The sequence below is a fragment of the Lentzea sp. genome (assembly GCF_035525475.1).
Taxonomy (GTDB): domain Bacteria; phylum Actinomycetota; class Actinomycetes; order Mycobacteriales; family Pseudonocardiaceae; genus Lentzea.
Genome location: NZ_DATLEC010000030.1, coordinates 36,458 through 52,039 on the forward strand (window position 1 = coordinate 36,458; position 15,582 = coordinate 52,039).

The 15,582-nt window shown below is 68.0% G+C and carries 14 protein-coding genes; 9 read left to right on the plus strand and 5 right to left on the minus strand.

The features are described from left to right. Positions 1-74: 74 nt before the first annotated feature. Positions 75-860: a hypothetical protein gene (locus VM306_RS04160; protein ID WP_414672327.1), complete on the plus strand. Its 786-nt coding sequence runs from the start codon at positions 75-77 to the stop codon at positions 858-860. Between the two features lie 254 nt (positions 861-1,114). Here the strand turns inward: VM306_RS04160 and VM306_RS04165 are convergent, their stop codons facing one another. The 4 genes from VM306_RS04165 to VM306_RS04180 all read right to left on the minus strand — a co-directional run bounded on the left by VM306_RS04165 (position 1,115) and on the right by VM306_RS04180 (position 4,198). Then, positions 1,115-2,263 carry an MFS transporter gene (locus tag VM306_RS04165; protein ID WP_325511020.1) on the minus strand — a complete coding sequence of 383 codons (1,149 nt, stop codon included), beginning with the start codon at positions 2,261-2,263 and terminating at the stop codon, positions 1,115-1,117. 69 nt (positions 2,264-2,332) lie between these two features. Then, positions 2,333-2,794 (minus strand): thioredoxin family protein, encoded by a 462-nt coding sequence (locus VM306_RS04170; protein ID WP_325511022.1) that lies wholly within the window; start codon positions 2,792-2,794, stop codon positions 2,333-2,335. A gap of 32 nt (positions 2,795-2,826) precedes the next feature. Further along, positions 2,827-3,174: a rhodanese-like domain-containing protein gene (locus VM306_RS04175; RefSeq protein WP_325511024.1), complete on the minus strand. Its 348-nt coding sequence runs from the start codon at positions 3,172-3,174 to the stop codon at positions 2,827-2,829. Positions 3,175-3,265: 91 nt separating this feature from the next. Next, positions 3,266-4,198, minus strand: coding sequence for a LysR family transcriptional regulator (locus tag VM306_RS04180; protein ID WP_325511026.1), 933 nt, complete (start codon positions 4,196-4,198; stop codon positions 3,266-3,268). 79 nt (positions 4,199-4,277) lie between these two features. On the opposite strand from VM306_RS04180, the gene VM306_RS04185 reads away from it, so the two are divergent. From VM306_RS04185 to VM306_RS04195, 3 genes are read left to right on the plus strand one after another with little or no spacing between them, the layout of a single operon-like run. Then, positions 4,278-5,054 carry a tRNA-dependent cyclodipeptide synthase gene (locus tag VM306_RS04185; RefSeq protein WP_325511028.1) on the plus strand — a complete coding sequence of 259 codons (777 nt, stop codon included), beginning with the start codon at positions 4,278-4,280 and terminating at the stop codon, positions 5,052-5,054. 2 nt (positions 5,055-5,056) lie between these two features. Next, the gene (locus VM306_RS04190) at positions 5,057-6,358 is read left to right on the plus strand and encodes a cytosine permease (RefSeq protein ID WP_325511048.1); all 1,302 of its coding nucleotides are present in this window, start codon (positions 5,057-5,059) and stop codon (positions 6,356-6,358) included. Positions 6,359-6,373: 15 nt separating this feature from the next. Beyond that, positions 6,374-7,309, plus strand: a complete 936-nt coding sequence (locus VM306_RS04195) for a LysR family transcriptional regulator (RefSeq protein ID WP_325511030.1) — start codon at positions 6,374-6,376, stop codon at positions 7,307-7,309. 46 nt (positions 7,310-7,355) lie between these two features. On the opposite strand, the gene VM306_RS04200 is transcribed toward VM306_RS04195, so the two are convergent. Next, positions 7,356-8,759, minus strand: coding sequence for a M1 family metallopeptidase (locus tag VM306_RS04200; protein WP_325511033.1), 1,404 nt, complete (start codon positions 8,757-8,759; stop codon positions 7,356-7,358). A 1,066-nt stretch (positions 8,760-9,825) separates the two neighbouring features. On the opposite strand from VM306_RS04200, the gene VM306_RS04205 reads away from it, so the two are divergent. The 5 genes from VM306_RS04205 (at position 9,826) to VM306_RS04225 (ending at position 15,386) form a co-directional block, all read left to right on the plus strand. Next, positions 9,826-10,026, plus strand: a complete 201-nt coding sequence (locus VM306_RS04205) for a hypothetical protein (RefSeq protein ID WP_325511035.1) — start codon at positions 9,826-9,828, stop codon at positions 10,024-10,026. 708 nt (positions 10,027-10,734) lie between these two features. Further along, the gene (locus VM306_RS04210; protein ID WP_325511037.1) at positions 10,735-12,000 is read left to right on the plus strand and encodes an extracellular solute-binding protein; all 1,266 of its coding nucleotides are present in this window, start codon (positions 10,735-10,737) and stop codon (positions 11,998-12,000) included. Beyond that, positions 11,997-12,956 carry a sugar ABC transporter permease gene (locus VM306_RS04215; RefSeq protein ID WP_325511039.1) on the plus strand — a complete coding sequence of 320 codons (960 nt, stop codon included), beginning with the start codon at positions 11,997-11,999 and terminating at the stop codon, positions 12,954-12,956. The genes VM306_RS04210 and VM306_RS04215 overlap by 4 nt, the downstream gene beginning before the upstream one ends. Further along, positions 12,953-13,804, plus strand: coding sequence for a carbohydrate ABC transporter permease (locus VM306_RS04220; protein WP_325511041.1), 852 nt, complete (start codon positions 12,953-12,955; stop codon positions 13,802-13,804). The genes VM306_RS04215 and VM306_RS04220 overlap by 4 nt, the downstream gene beginning before the upstream one ends. 25 nt (positions 13,805-13,829) lie before the next feature. Continuing rightward, the gene (locus VM306_RS04225) at positions 13,830-15,386 is read left to right on the plus strand and encodes a glycoside hydrolase family 43 protein (protein WP_325511043.1); all 1,557 of its coding nucleotides are present in this window, start codon (positions 13,830-13,832) and stop codon (positions 15,384-15,386) included. Positions 15,387-15,582: the final 196 nt, after the last annotated feature.

A 15,582-nucleotide genomic window follows, 5' to 3' on the forward strand; every position in this document is an offset into this window, starting at 1 on the left:
TCCTCGCCGCGCTCCTGACGCCGCTGGCTCGTGCAACTCTGCGCCGACTCCAACTGCTGGTCAGCCCGGATACGGTGCTGCGATGGCATCGTGACCTGGTGAAGCGTCGCCACGCCGAGACGAGCCGGCGTCGAAGGCGTGGGCGTCCGCCGACCGTGGCATCGGTCCGCCGCCTTGTTCTGCGTCTGGCGGCCGAGAACTCCTCGTGGGGCTATCGGCGCATTCACGGAGAACTCGCCCTCCTCGGCGTCACGGTTGCTCCTTCGACCGTGTGGGAGATCCTCGAAGCTGCCGGCGTCGACCCGGCGCCACACCGAGCGACCGTGACATGGGCCGAGTTCCTGCGCTCCGAGGCCGAAGTGGTCCTGGCGATGGATTTCATCGAGACCGTCACGCTCACCGGCGCACGCCAGTACATCCTCGCCGTCGTGCACCACGGAGGTAGACGCGTGCGCATTCTCGGCACAACCGCGCACCCGACACATGCCTGGGTGACACAGGCCGTCCGAAAGCTCCTGATGGACCTCGAAGACGCCTGCGAGCCCGACTCCAACCCCTTGGGCCTGACCGGATCGAACGCCTCGCGGTACTCCGACAGGACCGTCTCGGCGGAGTCCTTCACGAGTATCGGCATGCCGTTTGACCTGGGCGGACGTAATTTTCGGCACGCACACGGCGCTCCCACCGTCCCCGGTGCGCAACTGGTCATGCTCGTCAAGCTGTTGCGCCGCACCCTCGGGAAGGGTGTTCTCATCGAACTGGCGGGAGTGAAGCCGACGATCCTCGGGTCGCTCGTGGCGTTCGGCATTCCTCTGGACGTGGCCGTGATCGACTCGCGAGGTCGCCCGTGGACCGGCTGAACTGGTTGGGGGAGCGACGTGCCAGCCAGCGGTGAGCGACGTCGGCATGGTGGCCGACGCCCAGGCTGAATCTGTGACGGTTGGCGCGCGTTCTGGTGTTCGGGTGCGACGGAGGACATCACCGATCGCGAAGGGAAGCTCCGCTGGAGAGGCCTGCGACGATGCCTGCCTGCGTACGTCGTCGCAGAAGTAGAATCGGTGCTCGGATTGCAGATGACCGCGCAACACGCCCAGCCGTGCGTCGTGCGGACCGATCACCCGCGGGCGGCCGCCGCGCTCCCCGTGCCGGCGGGAAGCCGGGTCGCCACCCAGAACGGCACAGCCATCAGCGCGGCCGCCGTCCACGTCAGTGCGGGTGCCGCGGTGTCCAGCACCACTCCTCCCACCGCGGCACCTCCTGCCACCGCGCCGTTCCAGGCCGCGATGGTCAGCGACTGGGCCCGATCCGCGTCCCGTCCCGCGATCAGGGCCGTGACCGATTGGAACGCCGTCGGAGCGCCGCCGAACGCCAGGCCCCACACCGCGCACGCCACGAGGGTCGCGGCGGCGGCGTCGGACACCGCCAGCACGACGATCCCGGACGCGGTCAGCAACGGGCACCAGCCCAGCACCGCGCGGGGATTGCGGTCCATTGTGGATCCGACCGCGAGGATGCCGCACACGGCGGCGCCGCCGAACACCAGCAACGCCGCGCTCAACAGCCTTTCCTGGCCCAGTCTGGCCAGTGCCGGTCCCAGGTAGGTGTAGAGCACGTTGTGCCCAAACGAGTACACGAACACCATTACCAGCACCGGCCGCAGCATCGGAAGGGCGGTCCGCGTCGTCAGGACGGGTTCGGTGGTGATCACGGGTACCGCGGCCATGATCCAGCACAGCAACGGCACCGCGATCAACCCCATGGCTGCGAACGACCAGCGCCAGCCGACCAGGTCGCCGAGCGCCGTGCCGGCGGGCACCCCGACCGCGAACCCGACGGGCGTTCCCGCCATCGCGACCGCGAGCGCACGACCGGCTTGTCCCGGTGGCGCGATCCGCATCGCGTACACCGCGACCAGCGACCACATCACACCGGTGATCGCACCGGATGCCACCCGCGCGCACAGGATGACGCCGTAGCCGGGGGACAGGGCGATCACGAGGTTCGTGACGACGAAACCGGACACCAGCGCCAGGAGTACGCGTTTGCGAGGCAGCCGGGACGTCAGTGCGGTCAGGGGGACAGCGGTGGCCGCTGTGGTGATGGCGTAGACGGTGACGAGTTGCCCGGCGGAGGACGGTGACACCCGGAGGTCCTCCGACATGGCCAGGAGCAACCCCGCTGGCAGCACCTCGGTGAGACAGCCGAGCACTACCGTCAGGGTCAGTGCGAGCAGCGCCCGCCAGGGCAACGTGTTCTGGGACAAAGGAGTTCCTCTCACGTGGGAACCGCCCCGGCACGGTCAACAGGGCCCGTGCCGGGGCGGAAGAGGAGATCAGCCCTTGGCCAGCTGGGCGTCGATCCACGCCCGCAGCGCGGCCTCGCCCCTGAAGCCGATCATGCGCGATCCCGGCAGCTCAGCCGCGTTGCGCACCGGCACCAGCGTGGGCAGGTACTGGATGCGGTAGCGGGACATGAGGTCGCGACTGATGTCCGCGTCGACCTCCCCGAGCAGGAACCTGCCGCCGTACTGCGCGGCCAGCTTCTCGATCACCGGCTTGAGCTGGCGGCAGGGCGGGCACCAGGTGGCACCGAAGTCCAGGACGACGAGCTTGGTCCTGGACACCTCCATCACCTCGTTGTGGTTCGCGGACGTCACCTTGACGACGTTCTCCGCGCTGATCTGGATGTTCGAGTCGGTCGCCGGCGCGGCCTGGGCGGGCACGGGCAGCAGCATCGAGGCCATGACGGCCACGACGGCGACGCCCGCGCGCAGCCAGTTCTTGAGCAGGGACATGAGAACTCCTTGATAGACAGGGAAGTGCGAGCTCAACCGGAGATGGTGGCGAGGCCCGCACCGACCCAGTCCTCGATGCCCTCCCGGTATTTGCGCACGTTCGAGTAACCGAGTTGAAGCAACCGGGACCCCACGAGCTCGCTGTTGCGACAGGGCACGTTGGCGCAGTAGACGACGATTGCGGCGGCCTTGTCCGGCAGGACGCCGGGCGCGTACCGGTCGGTGAGCTCGGCCGCCTGGTCGTAGGGGAATCCGGGGATGTTCACCGCGCCGGGCAGGTGTTCCGTCTTGTAGTAGGCCGCGGGCATGGTGTCGACCACTACCAGAGTGCCCGCGTCGATACCCTTTTTCAGTTCCTCTCGCGAGATCAACGACAACATCGAATGAATCCCTTTCCGGCACGATTCGCGCGGTGTTTCGCGTCGATTTCGAGTGTGGCCGGATGAGGGATTCGCTCCCACTGCCAGTGGGCTATGCCGTGCCGTTATCCAGCCAGGCGCGATAGCGGGCGTTCTGCGCCACGAGCTGGCGGTAGGCGCTGGTGACGGCGCGGTGCAGTTCGGTGAACCGGTCGTCGAGCAGGTGGTCCGCCCGCCAGAGCAGGACGTGCTGCACGGTCATGGGATCGCCGGCCAGCGGCCGGATCGCCATGCCGGGAGGTTCCGGTGTGGTCGGCTGTACCAGGCACACCCCGTGCGCCCCCGACACCAGCCGGTGCCGCAGCGCGTCGACGTCGTGCGCGATGCGCGGGGTGAACCCGTGCGCCAGGCACATCTCGCGGAACACGATGCGGCAGCCGTCGCCGCAGCTCGACACGATCCACCGCTCCCGCGCGAGGTCGGCCAGGTCGACGGCGGACGAGGCGGCCAGCCGGTGCCCCGCGGGCAATGCCACGAAGGACGGCTCGGTGGCCACCCGTTCGGCACGCACCCCGTCGGGCACGGCCAACGTTCGCGGTCCGCAGATCATCGCCAGCGCGAGGTCGATGCACCCGCCCGCGACCTGGGTGACCAGCCTGCTGTGCGACAGGTCCGCGCGGCTGGTGAGCTCCTGGTCCGGGAGCAGGCGCTCGACGCAGTCGAAGAGGCCGGACACGAGTCCACTGTCGTTCCAGCCGATCCGCAGCCCGCCACCGGGCGGCTGCTGGCGGCGGAAGTCGCGGTCCAGCTCGTCGAACGCCGGGATGATCGCCTCGGCGCGGGCGAGTACCAGCTTCCCGATCCGCGTGGGGCGCACGCCACGCGTGCCGCGGTCGAACAGCCGGTCGCCCACCATCTGCTCGATTCGGCGCAGCTGGTGACTGAGCGCGGGCTGGGCCAGCCGCAACTCGCCCGCGGCCCGGTTCAGGCTGCCGGCGCGCGCAATGGCGACCAGCACCCGCAGATGCCGGACTTGGAGTTCCATGTCACTCATCAGACACGGCTGACCGCGCGCTGTCACCCGTTGGAGCCGAACGGACCAGGCCGGCCCATAAGCCGATGGCATGACCTTCCGGCAGTACCCACCGGTTCTGCTTCTGCCGATAGTGGTCGAATCCGGATTTCCCTGTCCCTGTGAATTACTATTTTCGGAGTCGACGGTGTTGCTGACAACTCCGCTGACCGAGCACTGTGTCGTGCCTTTGTTGAGTGGTCGGCACGTGTGCGTCGGGGTGAGCCCGTTCAACAGTCACTTCACGGTGGAACGCATCACCGCACTCGCCCGGTGGGCGATGCGGGAATTCGAGCGCTTCCATTTCTTCGTGCCCGACCACGCTGCCGTGTACACACTGGAGGCGCTCGGGTACGAACCCGGTCGCGCCCAGCGCAAGGCGAGCCGGCAGGGGCAGTACGTGGTGAACAAGATCTTCCGGGCCCTGCGTGACGCCGGTGTCCTCGACCCCGAGGAGCACCTGCTCGACGGCGCCACGCTCGCCCGCAACGACTCTTACCGGGAGCTGCTGCGCGACGCGGGGACGTGGTTCATGACCGACGACGGCTTTGCCGCGGACTGCCTGGAGGCCACCCGCTGGGTGCTCGACCGCCGGTTGCCGTTCGGGCAGTCGCCCACCGACGAGCAGCTGCACTGCGCCGTTCGGTACTTCCTGGCGGAACTGCCGATGTTCATCGACACCCCGGCGATCGCGGGCGTCGACAGCTCGGTGTTCGCCTACCACCAGCGAGTCGCGTTCCTGGAACGGCTCTACGCGAGGGAACTGGCCTGGCAGCCGAACCCCGCGCAGGGTTTCGTCGTGCTGCGGTCCGGCGACGAGGTGGCGTGACCGTGGCTCACGACGACTACTCGTTGCGCCGGCTGCCCGACGAGGCCAGGAGGTCCTGGTTTTCCGTCGCCGTGCAGCGGTTCGGGCAGGTGTCCGCGTTCCACCAGTTCCTGCTCGGCGCCACCCTTGGACTAGGGATGACGTTCTGGGACGCGGTGCTCGCGATCACCCTCGGGTCGGTGATGCTCGAGGTCGTCACCATCTTCATGGGGATCGCGGGCGTGCGCGAGAACCTGTCCACGTCGGTGCTGGCCCGCTGGGCCGGGTTCGGCGCCCGCGGTTCCGCGTTGGTGGGCCTGCTGGTGACGCTCAGCCTCGCCGGCTGGTTCGGCGTGCAGAACGACGTGTTCGCGCACGGTCTGCACCGCCTCATGGGCGGTCCGCCGGTCTGGGCGTGGGCCGTGTTCGGTGGCATCGCGGTGACCGGGATCGTCGTGGCGGGCTTCCACACCATGGCGTGGACGGCGTACCTCACGGTGCCCGCGTTCCTCCTGCTGACGGGGTGGACGATCCTCACCGAACTGCGCAGGCACGAACTCGCCGACCTGATCGGCATGCCGGCGCCCGGCCCGGCGCTGAGCCTCGGCCAGGGCACCACGCTGGTCGCGGGCGCGTTCATCATGGGCGCGGTCATGACCCCGGACATGACCAGGTTCAACAGGCGCGCCTCGGACGTCGTGAAGCAGACGCTGGTCAGCGTCACCCTCGGCGAGTACCTGATCGGCCTGACCGGGGTGCTGCTCGCGCACGCCGCGCGCAGTGCGGACGTGGTGGGCATCGTGATGTCGAGTTCGGGCGTGATCGGTACGTTGATCATGGTCACGGCGATCCTGAAGATCAACGACTGGAATCTCTACTCGGCCTCGCTCGGCCTGGTGAACACCGTGGACGTGCTGCTGCACAAGAAGATCAGCCGATCGACGGCGACTTTGTGGCTGGGTGCCCTGGGCACGCTGCTGTCCGCGCTGGGCATCCTCGACCACTTCACGGTGTTCCTCACGTGGATCGGGGTGATCACGCCACCGGTCGCGGGCATCGTGATCGCCGAGTACTTCGTCGTGCGCACCTGGCGTGCGGAACTGGACGAGTCGCGGTCCAGAGGAGAGCTGCCGGCAGACCCGCCGGACTGGGTCCCTGCCTCGCTGGTGTGTTGGGCGGCGGGAACGGCGGTCGGCTTCCTCGTGCCGATCGGCATCCCGACGATCAACTCCGTCGTGGTCGCCTTCGCGCTGTACGCTGCGATCGGCAAAACAGCCGGAACCGTCCGGCAGGTGCCCGGATCCCGGGTCGACACTCACCGCTGACGGGGAAGTGACGGCATGGAACTCGACGTCCACCACCTGCGGCTCGTGCGGGCGATCGGCGAGACCGGCAGCCTGTCCGAGGCCGCGGTGCGGCTCGGCACCAGCCAACCGGCCGTCAGCGGCAACCTCAAACGCCTCGAAAACGCCCTGGGACAACGGTTGTTCGACCGAGGTTCCCACACCACGTCGGTCACGCCGACCCCCACCGGAGAACTGCTGCTCGACCGGATCAGCGCGGTGCTGCCGATGATGGAGGGCCTGGTGCGGGACATCGGGGTCCGCTCCGGCCCGGCCGAACCGGTGCGGGTCGGCGGGGTCTGCTCACCCGTGCTGTGCCACCTGCCCGCGATCGTCGACAGCCATCGGCCGCGCGGTCCTGGCGCGTCGCTGTTCGACAGCGAGTGCAGGGACCTCGTCGTGGAGATGGTGGCGCAGCGGAGACTTGAGGTGGGCGTCGTCAAGGATTACCCCGGCTTCGAAGCAGCCGTGCCCGCGTCGGTGGAGCTGGCGGTGGTGGCGCACGACCGGACGCTGGTGCTGCTACCCGAGGACCACCCGCTGGCCCGGCACAAGGTGATCGGCCTGGAGCAACTGGCGGACGAGCAGTGGGTGCTCCCTCCGCCCGACTCCTCCCGCTTCCACGAGTACTTCCACAGGTCGTGTCGCCGCAAGGGTTTCACGCCCCGAGTGCGGTACGTGTCGGAGTCGTACGGCACGACTGTCGCCGCAGTGCGCAACGGCGCCGTGGGGCTGTCTCAGGCGGCGTGCGAGGGGCATCAGCAGGTCGCTGCCCGGCTGCTCGCGGACGACGCGTTGTCACGGAGGTTCCTGCTGGTGTGGCACAGGGAGAGCGAGTTCGCCGGCTTCGCGCGCGACGTTCTCACCGAAACGGCGCTGGCCTACCGGCTGGAGTGCGAGTCCTCGCCTGTCTACTCCCGTTACCTGGCCTGACGGTGTGCCCTCCGCAGATGCGGAGGGCACACCGCCGTCGGAACCGTCAGCGGAGCTCCGCCGGTGGCAGGGTCGTTCCGTGAACCCAGGCCTCGTGGAACGCTGTGAGGTCCTTGTCCGCCACCGCCGCCGTGTAGAGCTCCCAGTCGTACCAGCCCTGATTGAGCAGCACCGCTATCTCCGGGTACTCCCGGAGCACCGTGAAGAACTTCTCGTCACCGACGTGCTTTCGCAGCGCGTGCACCATCAACACACCCTTGTCCGTCACCGAGAACTCGCGGCCGACACCGGGATCGGCCAGCTTGCGCCCCCAGAACCGCGCGTCCGCGCCCACCCGGCGCAGTGCGTCCTGGTAGCGCTGCTCGATGGCGGACCCGCCGTTCGCCTCGTCCCACAACCACACCAGGTATCGGGCGAACGACTCGACCATCGGCTGGTCCTTCCACATCTTGATGGCGAGCTGGTTGCCCCACCACTGCGATGCCAGGGCCTGCACCAGCGCTGCCTGACCCGCAGCGCCACCGTGCACCGGGCGCCCCTGCGAGGGATGCGAGTAGGCGAGCCGGTCCGGCAGGTACACGCCACCCGTCGAAGGCAGGGGATAGGGACCCAGCTTGCCGGTCAGGAAGTCCATCACCGCGGGCAGGTTCCTGGCCAGAGCGGTGCCGGCGCCAGTCGCGAAGGCGTCCACGACGGCGGTGCCTGCGGGAAGGGTGGACTCGCGCACGGTGAACCGGTCGATGGCGATCATCGTGGCGGACGGCGTGATCGGAGTGTCCTCCACCCAGGATTGCAGTCCTTTGTGGATCGACTTTCGAACGCCGGTCGACACCACGGTCCAGCCGGCGGGAACGTCCGCGTCGAGGTGGAACGTCGCCCTGTCCGCCGAAGTGTCGTTCACCGGGAACCACGTGGAAGCCGAGTGGGGTGCGCCGGCCGCGACCGCACCGCCCGACCAGGTGGTGCGCCACCCGGTGGCACCCCGAGGCGTGTACTCCGGTTGCGGGCGGCCGCAGTAGACCACCTCGACGGTGAACGAGGTGTCCGTCGCCAGCGTGGTGGCGGGCGTGACCACCAATTCGTGTTCTCCTCTGCGGACGAACGACGCGGGCACCCGGTCCACCTTCACCGACGTCACGGTGAGCCCGCGCAGATCCAGGTTGAACCGGCTGAGCCGCTGCGTCGTCGTAGCCGTGACGACGGCCTTGGCGTTGAGGAACCGGGCCGCGGGGTCGTAGGACAGGTCCACGGCGTAGTCGGCGACGTCATAACCGCCGTTGCCGTCGGCGGGGTAGTAGGGGTCGACGCCGAGCACGACACCGTTGGGCGCGACGTGCACGTAGCCGTCAGTGCCGATCGTGTCGTCCCCGTGCGCCGCAGCCGGACACAGGGACAGACCGCACAACAGCAGGGTGGCCGACGAGAGCGCTCGCCGAATTCGGACAACCATCGGGAAGACCTCTCAGGACGGTGGCAGGGTCCGGTCAGTCTCGGCGCGCCGTGCCGGCCCCTGCCAATGCCACTTCTCCATGCCCATGCGTTATCCGGCGAACTCCCGTGCGACGGCGTAGCCGAAGTTCCGCTCGACCCACGTCAGGGTCAAACGAACGGCTCTGGCTCGTAGTCGGTGGTGACGTGGAGTGGTGGTCAGGGCAGGAGTATGCGGTGGCGGAGAAGGTCGAATCCGGCGCTGTGCGTGCCGAGAAATATGTCCGTGCAGCTCAGCAGGCGTCGACGTGCTACCGAACATTATCCGGCATGCTCGCGGCCGTGCTGGTCCGCTTCGCCTGCCGCGGAGTCCCAGTTGTTCGGTCCTGGTCACCGACGTCCACTTGGGTCGCTATCGGATGGGCACGGCTGGATAGGCGCTCTTGCATGCGCCGCAACGTCTCGTTGAGCGCGAACGCTGCCGTAGCGGTGTCGGCGGGCTGCGCGCCACTCGCGGTCAATGTCGAGTAGACGGCGGAAGCGGTCTTGACGTTGTCGGCGCAGACGTGGAGACGTACTCGGCGTCACCGCGCACCCCACTCATGCCTGGGTCACCCAAGCCATCCGTAACCTGCTCATGGACCCGAGGATGCTGGGCACCTCGCGCGAATCAGATTCCTCATCCGGGACCGAGACACCAAGCACCCGCGTTGATCGACGAGATCCTCGGCTCCGCGGGAATCACTACGGCGCCGGGCGGTGTCCGAGTGCCCCCGTATCAACTCCATCTTCGAACGCTGGGTCAAGAACCTTCGCGCTGAACTGCTGGACCGCACGCTGTTCTGGAACCAGACCCTCCTACACCACGCGTTACACGAGTACGAGCGGCACTACAACTACACCGAACCCACCGATCACTCGCGGCCCAAGCACCCTTGCGAGTCCGCCCCTAGCCTCTCGGACACGACCAGATCGAACGCTTCGCCACAGATAGACAGGACCGTCTCGGCAGAGTCATCCGCGAGTATCGTCATGTCGCTTAACCTGCACGGACGTAGTTTTCGGCACGCACACCGCTCCGCGCCCAAGTGGCCGCCCAGCACAGGATCCTCACCGCGATCTGGCACATGCTCACCCACGACGTCGCCTACCACGACCTCGGCCCCGACTACTTCGACCACAAGCCCCGCTCACTCCAGCACCAGGCACAACGCGCCCGCCGGCTCATCGCCGAACTGATCGAACAGGGCTACGACGTCTCCCAGCTGATCCCCGAACACCCCGCCTGACCATACGCAGCACAGAATTCGCGCTGGTCATTTTAGGGAACAGACCCCGTTGGGCGCGGGAGTCGATCGCGTGGCGTCGTGCAGTCGGTGTAACAGTGCCGCGAGAAACGCTCGGTCACCGAGGGAGAACCGCGGCCGGGCCCTGCCCAGCTGGCGTTCCAGGACGTTGATCTGGTGCCGCAGCGCCAGAACTTCCGCGGCCTTGTCCCGATCGCTCACGGACAGCAGGCGCGACAGCGCAAGGCGTTGGTGGCACTCAGATAAGCCAGTTGGAGCAGCCGCACGGCTGGACATCATGTTGTGTCAACCGATGTCACAGCGAAGAGCAATCTCACCCGTGAGCGCTCCAGTCCTTTGTCGTACATGTCTTCGAGCTGCATGGACAGGGTGGTCAACAGCCCTCGACGTCGACCAGACCGTCACTGCTAACGGGTTTTCGAAACTTTTAGCTGGTTCGCGTTCACAAAGTCTGTGGCAAAGGTCCACTGTGGATCAATTTTTGGTTGGGCGATCGCAAGTAGTTCAACGGTTCTTGACGACGTCTGTGGCGCAGCTTACTGTCGTGAGCGCTAACAATCGCAGCTGAGACGAAAAGTTTCGACCACAGGATGCGGCAGGAGTTCGACCCGATTCACGCGAACGCCCGCTTTCGGTGGCCCACCGCGTGGTGGCGTTGCCACTTGTTCTCGCACACCTTGGAGAAGCGTCGTGAAACTCCGCTCATCCCTGCTCCGCGCCGCTGCGGTCCTGGCCCTCCTCACTGCCTGCACACCCGGCACCGGAGGTGGCGGGGGAGGTGACGGCAAGTCCTTCGAGTTCTGGTCGTTCTCCGCCATCAACCAGAAGCTGACCGTCGAGGCGTACAAGGCGAAGCGCCCGGACATCCAGATCAAGCTGACCGAGGTGGGCACCTCCACGGAGACCGCCCAGTCGCTGACCACGGCGCTGGCCGGCGGCAAGGTGCCGGACCTGGTGCTCATCCAGGGCGACAACCTGCCGCAGTTCGTGGAGCAGCCGCAGAACTTCGTGGACCTGCGGACGTTGGGCGCCGGCGACGTCAAGGGCGACTACCTGGACTGGGTGTGGCGGCAGAGCGTCGCCAAGGACGGCGAGGTGCTGGGCGTGCCCACGGACGTGGGCGGGATGGCCGTGGCGTACCGGACCGACCTGTTCGCCGCGGCCGGGCTGCCCACCGACCGGGCAGCGGTGAGCGCGCTGTGGCCGACCTGGGACGCGTTCATCGAGACGGGCAAGCGCTACAAGCAGACCACCGGCAAGGCGTTCACCGACAACGCGGCCACCAGCGTGTTCTACCAAGCGGTCAACCAGGTCTCGGAGAAGTACTACAGCGAGGACCGCAAGCTGGTCTACAGCACCAACCCGCAGGTGAAGGCCGCGTTCGACCTCGGCATCAAGGCGGCGACCGCCGGGATCACTTCCGGCCAGTCCTCGTTCGAGAGCGCGTGGAGCGCGGGCATGGCGCAGGGCCAGTACGCGGCCGTGTCCGCGCCGTCGTGGATGCTCAACAGCATCCGCAGCACCGCGCCCGACACCAAGGGCAAGTGGGACATCGCGAAGATCCCCGGCGGCTCCGGTAACTGGGGCGGTAGCTACCTCGCCATCCCCAAGCGCGCGAAGAACCCGCAGGCGGCCTGGGACTACATCAAGGAGATGCAGTCGCCCCAGGGCCAGTTGGAGCACTTCAACCGGGTCGGCGCGCTGCCCTCGACGCCCTCGGTCTACCAGGACTCGAAGCTCACGGACGCGAAGGACCCGTTCTTCTCCGACGCGCCGACCGGCAAGATCTACACCGACTCGCTGCTCGGCCTCAAGCCGTTCTACATCGGCCCCGACAGCGCGGCCATCGGCCAGGAGTTCCTCAACGCCATCACCAACGTCGAGCAGAGCGGCGGCAACCCGGCGACGGCGTGGGACGACGCGTTGCGCGCCATCAAGATCGCCATCGGCGAGTGACCGACGTGACCGCCACGCTCTCACGGGCGTCCAGGGCCGCGCCACCTCCGCCTGGGGCCAGGAAGATCAAGGGTGTGGGCGAGCGCCTGTCGGCGTACGCCTACATCGCCCCGTTCTTCGTGGTCTTCGGGGTGTTCGGGCTGTTCCCGTTCGCCTTCACGTTCTACGTGGCCCTGTTCGACTGGAACCCCATCGGCGACCAGGTGTTCATCGGGTTCGACAACTTCACCCGGATGTTCGGCGATCCGCGGTTCTGGAACGCCGCCGGCAACACAGTGAGCATCTGGGCACTGTCCACCGTGCCGCAACTGCTGCTCGCCCTGGTGCTGGCGCACGTGCTCAACCACGCCCGGCTGCGGTTCGCGCTGTTCTTCCGGATGTCGGTGCTGGTCCCGTACGTCACGTCGGTGGCGGCGACGGCGATCGTGTTCGTGCAGCTCTTCGACCGCGACTACGGCCTGTTGAACTGGCTGCTCGGGCTGGCCGGTGTGGAGCCGGTGGACTTCGTGCAGTCCACTTGGGGCAGTCACCTGCTGATCGCGACCATGGTGACGTGGCGGTGGTTCGGCTACACCACGTTGCTCTACCTGGCGTCGCTCCAGTCGTTGCCCCGCTCGGTGTTCGAGGCGGCGGCCATCGACGGCGCGGGACCGTGGCAGCGCTTCCGCCACATCTCGGTGCCCTCGCTGCGCCCGGTGATCATCTTCACTGTGGTCACCTCGACCATCGGCGGCCTGCAGATCTTCACCGAGCCGCTGCTGATCGCCACGGGCGCGCCACTCACGTGCGGGGCGGTGCGGCAGTGCCAGACGCTGACGCTGTTCCTCTACGAACAGGGCTTCGGGCAGTTCGAGTTCGGCTACGGCTCGGCGGTCGGCGTCGCGCTGTTCGTCATGGTCGTGGTGATCGCCGCGCTCAACTACCTGCTGTCCACCCGGATCAAGGCGGACCGATGACGACCACCACCGCGTCGCGCCGCCGGCGCCTCGACCGGGTCCGCTGGTGGACCTACCTGCTGCTGGGTGTCGCCACCGTCGCGTGCCTGTTCCCGCTGTACTGGATGTTCATCGTGGCCACGTCGGACACCGCGACCGCGACGCGGATGCCGCCGGAGGTCGTGCCCGGCGACAACTTCCTCCACCTCGCGGGCCTGGTCGTGGACACGGTGCCGTTCGTGCAGTCGTTGCTCAACAGCCTGGTCGTGGCCACCGCGATCGGGATCGGCCAGGCGGTGCTGTGCGCGCTGGCCGGTTTCGCGTTCGCGAAGCTGCGGTTTCCCGGCCGCAACGCGCTGTTCCTGGTGGTGGTGCTGACGATGACCGTGCCGACGCAGCTCTCGGTCATCCCGCAGTACCTGATCATGTCCGAGCTGGGCTGGGTCGACACGCTGCAGGCGCTCATCGTGCCCGGCCTGGCGAGTGCGTTCGGCATCTTCTGGATGCGCCAGCACATCTCGGCCACGATCAGCGACGAGCTGATGCAGGCGGCCCGCATCGACGGCGCGAGCACCTGGCAGGTGTTCTGGCGCATCGCGTTCCCAATAGTGCGGCCGGCCGCGTTCGTCCTGGGTCTGTTCGGGTTCGTCACCGCATGGAACGACTTCCTGTGGCCGTTCATCGTGCTCAAGTCGCCCGAGCGCTACACCGCCCAGATCGCCATCAAGGCGCTGCAGAACAGCTACGACGTCGACCTCGGTCTGGCCATGTCCGGCTCGTTCCTGGCCACCATTCCGCTGGTCCTGCTGTTCGTCCTGGTCGGCCGCCGCATGGTCGCCGGAATTCTCGAAGGCGCTTTCAAGGGCTGAAACCCTCGCACACCAAGGAAAACCCATGAACTCACCGACCTCCGGCGCGCCGTTCTACGACAACCCCGTGATCCCCGGGTTCCACCCCGACCCCAGCGTGTGCCGGGTCGGCGAGGACTACTACCTGGTGTGCTCCAGCTTCGAGTACTTCCCGGGCGTGCCGATCTTCCACAGCCGCGACCTGGTGCACTGGCGGCAGATCGGCAACGTCCTCGACCGCCCGGCGCAGTTGCCGCTGCCGGCCGACGCGATGGCCTCCGACGGCATCTACGCCCCCACGATCCGGCACCACGACGGCAGATTCTGGATGATCACCACGAACGTGTCGCAGGGCGGCAACTTCCTCGTCACCGCCGAACGGCCCGAAGGCCCCTGGTCGGACCCGGTGTGGCTGGACCTGCCCGGCATCGACCCCGATCTGGCCTGGGATGACGACGGCAACTGCTGGTGCGCCTTCGCCGGTGCCCACGGCCCCAGCTACACCGGAGTGCAAATCGCCCGCATCGACCCCGAGAGCGGGAAGGTGCTGGAGGACCCGTTCCCCGCCTGGGCCGGCACCGGGTTGCAGTGGCCGGAGGCACCTCACCTGTACCGCGTCGGTGAGTGGTGGTACCTGCTGATCGCCGAGGGCGGCACCGAACGAGGCCACACCGTGGCCATGGCCCGCGCCCGTTCGCCGCGCGGTCTGTGGGAGTCGGCGCCGGTCAACCCGATCCTGTCGCACCGCAGCACCGACCACCCGGTCCAGAGCACCGGCCACGCCGACCTGGTCACCACGCCGGACGGCGAGTGGTGGATGGTCCTGCTGGCCACCCGCCCCGCCGGGTACAGCCCCAAGTTCCACGTCCTGGGCCGGGAAACGTTCCTCGCCCCCGTCCGATGGGAGGACGGCTGGCCGCGCGTCGGACCTGTCAACCTCCGGGAGCGGGCGCCGGGCGCCCCGCGACCGCAGGAGCCGGCACCGCAGCGCGACGACTTCGACGCGCCGGAGCTGGAGCCCCGGCTGATCTCGCCGCGGTCACGCCCGGACGGCTCGTGGTCGCTGACCGAGCGGCAGGGGTGGCTCACCCTGCACGCCACCGGTGGCACGCTGGACCTGCCGGGCTGCACCTTCGTAGGCCGCCGCCAGCAGCACGCCGAGAGCCGGACCGCGGTGCTGCTGGACCACGGCACCGGTCGCGCCGGCCTGTCGGTGCGCCTGGACGAGGGCCACCACTACGACCTGGAGGCGGCCGACGGACAGGCGAGCGTGATCGCCCGCATCGGACCCCTGCGCCAGGTCGTGGCCACCCGCGCCGTGCCGGCGGGCCCGGTGGTCCTCGCGATCACCACCAGGTCAGCCCGGAAGTGGTCGGTGGGGGAGGAGAGGCTGTCGGGCCTGCACGTCGCCGCACCCGACTTCGTCGCCTTCCACGTCGGCACGGACCCCGAGCCGCTGGCCGAGCTCGACGGCAGGTACCTGTCCACGGAGGTCGCCACCGGCTTCACCGGCCGGGTGATCGGCATGTACGTCACCGAGGGCACCGCGTGGTTCGACTGGTTCGACCACGGCCCGCTCGACGACGCACCTGGTCGCTCCTGACGACGGACCTGTGGCGGCCACCGTGGACGAGTCGATCGTCGACGGCTTGATCGCCCCCAGGCTGTAGATCCGTACGTTGTCGGCGAGTGCTCGGCGGCTTGATCAACGAGTACGAACCTGCAGCGGCTTGATCCGCAGGTCAGGCCGTTGAGCCATGTTCTGGCACCCCACAGGGTCTGAGCGCTGTACGTGCCGA

Bases quoted from the DNA above. Each gene is read 5' to 3' on its own strand.
- VM306_RS04200 (WP_325511033.1), bottom strand. From the start codon at position 8,759: ATGGTTGTCCGAATTCGGCGAGCGCTCTCGTCGGCCACCCTGCTGTTG.
- VM306_RS04185 (WP_325511028.1), top strand. From the start codon at position 4,278: ATGACCTTCCGGCAGTACCCACCGGTTCTGCTTCTGCCGATAGTGGTC.
- VM306_RS04180 (WP_325511026.1), bottom strand. From the start codon at position 4,198: ATGGAACTCCAAGTCCGGCATCTGCGGGTGCTGGTCGCCATTGCGCGC.
- VM306_RS04175 (WP_325511024.1), bottom strand. From the start codon at position 3,174: ATGTTGTCGTTGATCTCGCGAGAGGAACTGAAAAAGGGTATCGACGCG.
- VM306_RS04225 (WP_325511043.1), top strand. From the start codon at position 13,830: ATGAACTCACCGACCTCCGGCGCGCCGTTCTACGACAACCCCGTGATC.
- VM306_RS04220 (WP_325511041.1), top strand. From the start codon at position 12,953: ATGACGACCACCACCGCGTCGCGCCGCCGGCGCCTCGACCGGGTCCGC.
- VM306_RS04195 (WP_325511030.1), top strand. From the start codon at position 6,374: ATGGAACTCGACGTCCACCACCTGCGGCTCGTGCGGGCGATCGGCGAG.
- VM306_RS04170 (WP_325511022.1), bottom strand. From the start codon at position 2,794: ATGTCCCTGCTCAAGAACTGGCTGCGCGCGGGCGTCGCCGTCGTGGCC.